Source organism: Cupriavidus sp. KB_39 (genome assembly GCF_052114485.1).
In the GTDB taxonomy this organism is placed as follows: Bacteria; Pseudomonadota; Gammaproteobacteria; order Burkholderiales; family Burkholderiaceae; genus Cupriavidus.
This window is the reverse complement of record NZ_JBFREV010000121.1, coordinates 1-1,550: the sequence shown is the minus strand read 5'-3', so window position 1 is coordinate 1,550 and position 1,550 is coordinate 1. Positions and strand designations below refer to the sequence as shown.

General features: G+C 58.5%; 3 protein-coding genes. All 3 read right to left on the bottom strand.

Annotated elements, in window-relative coordinates; genetic code table 11:
• Window positions 1-42: 42 nt before the first annotated feature.
• The 3 genes from AB4Z27_RS28960 to AB4Z27_RS28950 are packed head-to-tail and all read right to left on the bottom strand — an operon-like array spanning window position 43 to window position 1,448.
• Complete coding sequence (locus tag AB4Z27_RS28960; protein ID WP_441645979.1) at window positions 43-483, bottom strand: DUF3304 domain-containing protein; 441 nt, start codon at window positions 481-483, stop codon at window positions 43-45.
• A 22-nt stretch (window positions 484-505) separates the two neighbouring features.
• The gene (locus AB4Z27_RS28955; RefSeq protein ID WP_246119052.1) at window positions 506-985 is read right to left on the bottom strand and encodes a DUF3304 domain-containing protein; all 480 of its coding nucleotides are present in this window, start codon (window positions 983-985) and stop codon (window positions 506-508) included.
• A 22-nt stretch (window positions 986-1,007) separates the two neighbouring features.
• Window positions 1,008-1,448 carry a DUF3304 domain-containing protein gene (locus AB4Z27_RS28950; RefSeq protein ID WP_441645978.1) on the bottom strand — a complete coding sequence of 147 codons (441 nt, stop codon included), beginning with the start codon at window positions 1,446-1,448 and terminating at the stop codon, window positions 1,008-1,010.
• Between the last annotated feature and the right edge of the window lie 102 nt (window positions 1,449-1,550).

Genomic DNA, 1,550 nt, shown 5'->3' with positions numbered 1-1,550 from the left:
GTGCAGCGCTGTAAGGCATGGTTCTTTCTCCAATCGATGTCGTTACAGCCGAGCTTCATCGCCCTTCAAGGGATAGTCGGGATGGTGAAGATTCATCATCGTCACGAACACCTTGACATTGCCGTCGCGCAGAAAATGCACGGCAAACCKTCCCARTTCGTCTGGCCGATAGGGAGGCACGGAGACGAATCGCACCTGTGGMACATCGTCGATGCGATTGACCCATCTGACCTTTACCGTCATACCGGGCTCGTGGACCAAGGGCACCATGACACAACACGTGCGATTGCCACCGCCCTCGTGCGGCCAGATATTCGGTCCGCCATGACCGTTGACCTCAAACGCGTAGATCCCCACGTCCGTGTGGTTGTAGCCAACCATTGACACCGCGATGGGCTTGTCGCCGCAACCGGACATGGCCAGTGACAATGCTGCTAGCAGGCCGGCTAACCACGCCCGTGGGCGCGCTACTGTGTAAGGCATGACTCTCCTCTTGGAACTGTGGTTACTTGCGCGCCTCGTCGCCCTTCAAGGGATAGTCAGGATGACGCAGAGCCATCATGGTCACGAACACCTTGACATTGCCATCGCGCAGAAAATGCACGGCAAACCTTCCCAATTCTTCCGGCCGATAGGGCGGGACGGAGACGACTCGCATCTGGGGAACATCCTTGATGTGGTTGACCCATCTGACTTTCACCGTCATGCCAGGTTTGTGGGCCCGTGGCACCGTGACGCAACAAGTAAATTTTCCGCCGCCCTCGTGCGGGCCGATGTATGGACCGCCGTGCCCGTCTACCTCGAAGGCGTAAATCCCTTCATCGGTGTGGTTATAGCCAACCATTTCCACCGAGATTGGCTCGTCGCCGCAACCGGAAATCGCTAGCGACAGTGCGGCTAGCAGACTGCCTGCCCACGCCCGTGGGCGCATAGCGTTGAATCGATTCTTGCTGCCTGAAGTCGGTGGTGCAGTGCTGTAAGGCATGACTCTCCTCATGAACCTGTGGTTACTTGCGCGCCTCGTCGCCCTTCAAGGGATAGTCAGGATGACGGAGCGCCATCATGGTCACGAAGACCTTGACGTTGCCGTCTCGCAGAAAATGCACCGCGACCCTTCCAATTTCCTCCGGCCCATAGGGCGGCACCGGGACGATCCGCTCCTGCGGAACATCGTCGATGCGATGGACCCACCTAATCTTCGCCGTCATGCCAGGCTTGTAGATCCGTGGCACCGTGACGCAGCAAGTGAAATTGCCTCCGCCCTCGTGCGGCCAGATATTCGGGCCACCACGGCCATTGACCTCGAACGCGTAGATGCCTACATCGGTGTGGTTGTAGCCAACCATTTCCACCGAGATTGGCTCGTCGCCGCAACCGGACATTGCCAGTGACAATGCTGCTAGCAGGCCGGCTATCCACGCCCGTGGGCGCGCTACTGTGTAAGGCATGACTCTCCTCGTGGAACTGTGGTTACTTGCGCGCCTCGTCCCCTTTCAGGGGATACGCCGGGTGACCAAGCAGCGTCATGGTCACGAACACCTTGATACTGC